Annotated in this window: 5 protein-coding genes and 1 pseudogene; 1 reads left to right on the top strand and 5 read right to left on the bottom strand. The window is 65.3% G+C overall.

The genetic code is table 11. The annotated features are described in order from the left end of the window. The 5 genes and pseudogenes from ACFP9U_RS22800 to ACFP9U_RS22780 all read right to left on the bottom strand — a co-directional run. Positions 1–578, bottom strand: a 578-nt coding sequence (locus ACFP9U_RS22800; RefSeq protein ID WP_378624972.1) for a formate dehydrogenase accessory sulfurtransferase FdhD, incomplete at its 3' end; no start/stop codon positions are given. Positions 579–616: 38 nt separating this feature from the next. Then, positions 617–3,487: pseudogene (gene fdhF / locus ACFP9U_RS22795) on the bottom strand (formate dehydrogenase subunit alpha). A gap of 10 nt (positions 3,488–3,497) precedes the next feature. Then, positions 3,498–5,054, bottom strand: coding sequence for a formate dehydrogenase beta subunit (locus ACFP9U_RS22790; protein WP_378624970.1), 1,557 nt, complete (start codon positions 5,052–5,054; stop codon positions 3,498–3,500). Continuing rightward, positions 5,051–5,521, bottom strand: a complete 471-nt coding sequence (locus tag ACFP9U_RS22785; RefSeq protein ID WP_378624969.1) for a formate dehydrogenase subunit gamma — start codon at positions 5,519–5,521, stop codon at positions 5,051–5,053. The genes ACFP9U_RS22790 and ACFP9U_RS22785 overlap by 4 nt, the downstream gene beginning before the upstream one ends. Before the next feature lie 94 nt (positions 5,522–5,615). Then, complete coding sequence (locus tag ACFP9U_RS22780; protein ID WP_378624967.1) at positions 5,616–6,515, bottom strand: LysR family transcriptional regulator; 900 nt, start codon at positions 6,513–6,515, stop codon at positions 5,616–5,618. 146 nt (positions 6,516–6,661) lie between these two features. On the opposite strand from ACFP9U_RS22780, the gene ACFP9U_RS22775 reads away from it, so the two are divergent. After that, on the top strand, positions 6,662–6,954 hold a 293-nt coding region (locus ACFP9U_RS22775; RefSeq protein ID WP_378624966.1), incomplete at its 3' end, for an iron-sulfur cluster assembly protein.

Here is a 6,954-nt window from a genome sequence, read left to right as displayed (position 1 = left end):
GCCAGCGCGCCGGCGAGCTTGTCGAGCGCGTTGTGGCGGCCGACATCCTCCCGCATGGCGACGATGCCCTTGCCGGGCATGTAGAACCCGGCCGCATGCACCGCGCCCGTCTCGCGATGGAGCGTCTGCTGCTCCGACAGGAGCTGGACGGACCGGACGATGTCGCCCTCGGTCAAAAGCGGGCCGCCGGCGGCAACGGCCGGCACGTCGCGCAGGGCTTCCTCGATGGATTCGATGCCGCACAGCCCGCAACCCACCGGCCCGGAGAGGCGCCGGCGGCGCGCTTCGAAACGTCGGTTGGCCGCGTCCTTCAGTCCGATCTGCACATCGAAGCCGGATCCGAGGTCCTCAATCGTGATCGCCTCAATCTCGCCGGGGGCGGAGACGATCCCCTCCGTCAGGCTGAAGCCGAGGGCAAAATCCTCCAGGTCGCTTGGCGTGGCCATCATCACCGCGTGAGTCGTGCCCCCAAAGGAGAGCGCCACCGCCGTTTCCTCGGGCACGCTGCGCAGCGCTGTACGGGTTCCGCCGACGCGGCGCGCGATGCGGGAGACGGCTGTGAGGGGCACGGTCTTCATCGGACGAGTCGGGCACCGGTCGGAGCGCGCATCTCGCGCTACTCCGCCGCTTCCACATGCACGATGCGGCGGCTCAAGCGGGAAAGCTCTTCATAGTCCTCCTGCCACTCGGTCGGCCCGTTGGAGGGCGAGACCTGCACCGCCGTTACCTTGTATTCCGGGCAGTTGGTCGCCCAGTCAGAATATTCGGTGGTCACCACATTGGCTTGTGTCTCCGGGTGGTGGAAGGTGGTGTAGACGACGCCGGGCGCCACGCGCTCGGTGATGGTGGCGCGTAAGGTGGTCTCGCCCGCTCGGCTTGCAAGCTTCACCCAATCGCCGTCGCGAATGCCGCGGTTCTCGGCATCGAAGGGGTGGATCTCCAGCCGGTCCTCTTCGTGCCAGACGACATTCTCGGTGCGCCGCGTCTGGGCGCCGACATTGTATTGCGACAGGATCCGTCCCGTGGTGAGGAGCAGCGGGAAGCGCGGCCCCGTCTTCTCGTCCGTCGCCACGTAAGCCGTGCGGATGAACTTGCCCTTGCCGCGCACGAAGCCGCCCACGTGCATGATCGGGGTGCCCGTGGGGGCCTTCTCGTTGCACGGCCACTGGACGGAGCCCTCGCGGTCGAGGAGCTCGTAGGTGACGCCGGAAAAGCTCGGCGTCGTGGAAGCGATCTCGGCCATGATCTCGGCGGGGTGCCGGTAGTTCCAGTCGAGCCCCATCGCCCGGGCCATTTCCTGCGTCACCTCCCAGTCGGCATAGCCGTTCTTCGGCTCCATCACCTTGCGCACGCGGTTAATGCGGCGCTCGGCATTGGTGAAGGTGCCGTCCTTTTCCAGGAAGGAGGAACCGGGCAGGAAAACGTGGGCGTAGTTCGCCGTCTCGTTCAGGAAGAGATCGTGCACGACCACGCATTCCATGGCGGCGAGGCCGGCCGCCACGTGGCGCGTGTTGGGGTCGGACTGCAGGATGTCCTCGCCCTGGATGTAGATGCCCTTGAAGGAGCCGTCGACGGCGGCATCGAGCATGTTGGTGATGCGCAAACCCGGTTCATTGTCGAGCTTCACGCCCCACAGCTTTTCGTAGATCGCCCGCGTGGCGTCGTCGGAAATGTGGCGGTAGCCCGGCAGTTCGTGCGGAAAGGAGCCCATGTCGCAGGAGCCCTGGACATTGTTCTGTCCCCTGAGCGGATTCACGCCGACGCCGGGCCGGCCGATATTGCCGGTGGCCTCGGCCAGGTTGGCAATCGCCATCACGGTGGTCGAGCCCTGGCTGTGCTCGGTCACGCCGAGACCGTAATAGATCGCCGCGTTGCCGCCGGTCGCGTAGAGCCGCGCGGCACCGCGGATGAAGTCGGCGGGAACACCGGAAATCTCCTCCACCGCTTCGGGGCTGTTCTCGGGCTGCAGGACGAAGGACGCCCAGTCCTGGAACTCGTCCCAATCGCAGCGCTCGCGGATGAAGGCTTCGTCCACCAGGCCTTCCGAGACGATCACATGGGCGAGCGCCGTCAGTACCGCCACGTTCGTCCCCGGCTTCAACGGCAGCTGATAGTCGGCTTCCACATGCGGCGTGCGCACGAGATCGATGCGGCGTGGATCGAGGACGATGAGCCTGGCGCCCTCGCGCAACCGCTTCTTCAGGCGCGAGCCGAAAACGGGATGGCCGTCCGTCGGGTTGGCACCGATCACCATCACCACGTCGGCATGTTCGACCGAATCGAAGTCCTGCGTGCCGGCGGAGGTGCCGAAGGTCGTCTTCAACCCGTAGCCCGTGGGCGAGTGGCAGACGCGGGCGCAGGTGTCGACATTGTTGTTGCCGAAGCCCTGACGGATAAGCTTCTGGACGAGGTAGGTCTCCTCGTTGGTGCAGCGCGAGGAGGTGACGCCGCCAACCGAGTCCTTGCCGTACTGGTACTGCAGGCGGCGGAACTCCCTGGCCACATGGGCGTAGGCCTCCTCCCACGACACTTCGCGCCAGGGATCGGTGATCTTCTCGCGGATCATGGGATTGAGGATGCGGTCCTCGTGGGTGGCGTAGCCGTAGGCGAAGCGGCCTTTCACGCAGGAGTGGCCGCGATTGGCCTTGCCGCCCTTGTAGGGCAGCATGCGGACGACTTCCTCGCCCTTCATTTCCGCCTTGAAGGAGCAGCCGACGCCGCAATAGGCGCAGGTGGTGACCACGGAACGGTCGGGCATACCCTTTTCGATGACCGATTTCTCGCGCAGCGCCCCGGTCGGACAGGCCTGCACGCAGGCGCCGCAGGACACGCACTCCGATTCGAGGAAGGGCTCGCTCATGCCGGCGGCGATGCGGCTTTCGAAGCCGCGGCCCTCGACCGTCAGCGCGAAGGTGCCCTGTTGCTCCTCGCAGGCGCGCACGCACAGCGAGCAGACGATGCACTGCGAGGCGTCATAGGCGAAATAGGGGTTGGAGACGTCCTGCTCCTGGAAGAGCGGATTGGCTTCGCCATCGCGGGCCGGCCATACGTGGTTTTCGCCTTCGCCGTAGCGCAGCTCGGTCAGGCCCACCTTCCGCGACATCCGGGTCATCTCGCAATCGCCCGCCGCACAGGCCGGGCAGTCCTCCGGATGGTCGGACATGTAAAGCTCCATCACGCCGCGGCGGATGGACTGCAGGCGATCGGTACCCGTGGAAACCTTGAGGCCGTCAGCCACCGGCGTGGTGCAGGAGGCCGGCGTACCGCCGCGACCCTCGATCTCGACGAGGCAAAGCCGGCACGAGCCGAAGGCCTTGACCATGTCGTTGGCGCACAATTTCGGAATCTCGATCCCGGCCTCACGCGCCGCACGCATGATGGATGTGCCCTCTGGAACCGTCACCTCCTTGCCGTCAATGGCCAGGGTGACTGTCTAGTCGGATTTCGAGGCCGGCGTTCCGTAGTCGATTTCTTCTACGAATGACATTCTGTTCCTCCTACTCTGCCGCCTCGCGGACGGGCGTGGGGCGGAAATCTTCGGGGAAATGAGTCAGCGCGCTGATGACGGGATAGGGGGCGAAACCGCCCAAGGCACACAGTGAACCGAATTTCATGGTGTTGCAGAGGTCCGTAACGATCTCCAGTTGCCGCTCCGGCTTGACATTGTTCCTCAGCCGGTCGAGCACCTCCATTCCGCGCGTCGAGCCAATGCGGCAGGGGGTACACTTGCCGCAGGATTCCACGGCGCAGAACTCCATGGCGAAGCGCGCCTGTTTCAGCATGTCGACCGTGTCGTCGAAGACGACGATGCCGGCGTGCCCGATCAGCCCGTCCTTTGCTGCAAAGGCCTCGTAATCGAAGGGCGTATCGAAGAGCGCACGGGGGAAATAAGGCGCAAGCGGCCCGCCGACCTGCACCGCCCGCACTGGACGCCCGGTGGCCGTGCCGCCGCCGATGTCGTCGACGATCTCGCCGAGTGTCAGGCCGAAGGCGGTCTCGAAAAGTCCGCCGTGCTTCACGTTGCCGGCGATCTGGATGGGGATGGTGCCGCGCGAGCGGCCCATGCCGAAATCGCGGTAGAAGGGGCCGCCCTTGTCGAGAATGATGGGCGTGGAGGCCAGCGAGATGACGTTGTTGATGACGGTCGGCTTGCCGAACAGCCCCTCATGGGCGGGAAGCGGCGGCTTGGCGCGGACCATCCCGCGCTTGCCCTCGAGGCTGTCGAGAAGGGCGGTCTCCTCGCCACAGACATAGGCACCGGCGCCGACCCGCACCTCCATGTCGAAGGCATATTGCGAGCCGAGCACGCTCGGTCCCAGCACACCGGACTGTCGGGCGACGGAGATCGCCTCGTTTAGGATCTGGTGGGCATGGGGATATTCGGAGCGCAGATAGATATAGCCCCTGGTGGCGCCGGTGGCGATGCCGGCGATCGTCATGCCTTCGATCAGCACGAAGGGATCGCCTTCCATGATCATGCGGTCGGCGAAGGTTCCCGAATCGCCTTCATCGGCGTTGCAGACGATGTATTTCTGGTCGGCGGGCGTGTCGTGCACCGTCTTCCACTTGATCCCGGTGGGGAAACCCGCGCCGCCGCGCCCGCGCAGGCCGGACTCGGTGACCTCCTCGACGATCTCGAGCGGCGTCATGGCGAGCGCGTTGCGCAGTCCTCTCAGACCGCCATGGGCCTCGTAATCGGCAAGGGAAACGGGATCGATGATGCCGCAGCGCGCGAAAGTGAGCCGCGTCTGGCGCTTGAGATAGGGGATTTCCTCCGGCTTGCCGAGGGAAAGCGGATGCGCGCCGCCCTTCAGGAAACCGGCATCGAACAGCGCGGCGACGTCCGACGGGGCGACGGGGCCGTAGGCCACACGGCCGTCATCCGTCTCCACCTCGACCATCGGCTCGAGCCAGTAGAGCCCGCGCGAGCCGGTGCGCACGATGCAGGCGTCGAGCCCGCGGGCTTCCAGCTCCTTCTCGAGCGCCCGGACGACCTTTTCCGCGCCCAGCGCCAAGGCGCCGGAATCGCGGGGAATGTAGACGATCGGCCTCATGCCCGGACCTCCACGGCGATTGCTGCCGCCTTCTCCTCGTCCAGCCGGCCGATCACCTCGCCGTCGAGCATGGCCGAGGGCGCGCAGGCACACAGTCCGAGGCAATAGACGGGCTCCAGCGTCACCGAGCGGTCACTGGCCGTTTCGCCGAATTCCACGCCCAAGAGCCTTTGCAGCTTCTCGGCCGCGGCATCGCCGCCCATGGCCTGGCAGGCCTCCGCCCGGCATACCTTCAGCACATGGCGGCCCGGCGGATTTTCGCGATAGTCATGATAGAAGGAGACAACGCCGTAGACTTCCGCGCGCGTCAGATTCAGCTCTTCGGCTATGATGGGCAACACCTGGCGCGGCACGTAGCCGAGCTCGCGCAGAATGCCGTTCAGGATGGGCAGGAGCGGGCCTTCCTCATTCCTCCACCGATCGATGATGGGCATCACGATGGAGACGATCTCGGTACCTTGCCGCATGGTGCAGCGTCCTCCCTAACGACTTTCGCCGCAAGGAGACACGATCCGGGCGCTGCCGATCAATATTGCATTCTCGTGGAACGATAGAAGATCTCTATCGATACTTTTCGAGATCCTTCGCCAAAAGGCGCGCGTGGTAAAGCAGCGCCGAAACCATAGGCGTGTGCGGCTCCCGCTCGACGGCCACCACGCCGACCAGGTGGCTGGCGTCAGGCTCGACGATGGGGATGGCGCGGATCGGCTCGGAGAAGCCCAGGACCTGGGCCAGGTTGAGGGGCATGATGGATGCCCATTTGCCGGTGCGGATGTGCGAGAACAGGAGGATCATCGAGTTCGATTCCAGCGTCGGGCGAACCTCGGCGCCAGCTTCCGCGAGATGCTGGTTGATGATGCGGCGGTTCTGCATGTCAGGCGTCAGCAGGCACAGAGGCAGTTCCGCGACCTCCACCCAGGTGACGGTCTCGCGGTCGGAGAAGCGGTTGCCGGCGGCGGTGATGAGTTGATAGTGCTCCGAATAGAGCGGTACGGAGACGACACGGCCGAGCGGCTCGTTGTCGAGATAGGTGATGCCGATATCGATATCGAAATTCTCCAGCAGCGACAGGACGTCCAGCGAGGTGCGCGAGGTGATGGAGAAGGTCACCTCCGGATGTTTTTCGCGGAACGGCGTGGTCAGCCGCGGCACCATGGCGAGCGCGGTGGGAATGGCGGCGATCTTCACATGGCCGGAAAGGCCGCGCCGGGTTGTGCGCATTTCCTCGCGCATGGTGCGCGTGTCGCCGAGGATGCGGCGGGCCCATTCGAGCACCCGCTGGCCCTCGGGCGTAAGGCCCTGAAAGCGCGAGCCGCGCTGCACAAGCATGACGCCGAGCTGGTCCTCGAGTTGCTTGATGGCGGCCGAAAGGGTCGGCTGGGTGATGCCCAGATCCTCCGCCGCCCGGCCGAAATGCCGCTCCTTCGCCAGCGTGATGAAGAATTCCAGCTTGTCGATCATGATGCTTGCGCGCCTCCCGCGTGGGCGTAGCTTTTCTCAATGTCGCCCGGCAAGCAAGTTTGGCGGCGCACGGCAGGAGGGCTGCACTTGGTTCTGAAGCATGACTGCATTATGTCAGGACGCGAGGATCAGGGACGAGGACCACCATGAGCGTCACCCGCGAAGCCGTCATCGATAAGCTGAGCACCGTCCGGGGACCGGATTTCAAGAGCGATATCGTCTCGCTCGGTCTCGTTTCCGAGATATTCATTGCCGACGACAAGGTATTCTTCTCGATCACCGTGCCGGCCGAACGCGCCGAGGAACTGGAGCCCCTGCGCGAGGCGGCGGAACAGGCGGTGAAATCGATTCCCGACGTCAAGGGCGCCGTGGTGGCGCTGACAGCCGAACGGGAAGGCGGCGGGATGGCCGATGCGCCGCCACAGCGGCCGGCACCGCG

The organism is Nitratireductor sp. GCM10026969 (assembly GCF_042660605.1).
Taxonomy (GTDB): domain Bacteria; phylum Pseudomonadota; class Alphaproteobacteria; order Rhizobiales; family Rhizobiaceae; genus Chelativorans.
Note: the sequence above shows the minus strand (reverse complement) of the source record. Positions and strands in the feature narration are given on the sequence as shown.

Excerpts from the sequence above, each read along its gene's own strand:
- ACFP9U_RS22780 (WP_378624967.1), bottom strand. The coding sequence starts at position 6,515 with ATGATCGACAAGCTGGAATTCTTCATCACGCTGGCGAAGGAGCGGCAT.
- ACFP9U_RS22790 (WP_378624970.1), bottom strand. The coding sequence starts at position 5,054 with ATGAGGCCGATCGTCTACATTCCCCGCGATTCCGGCGCCTTGGCGCTG.
- ACFP9U_RS22785 (WP_378624969.1), bottom strand. The coding sequence starts at position 5,521 with ATGCGGCAAGGTACCGAGATCGTCTCCATCGTGATGCCCATCATCGAT.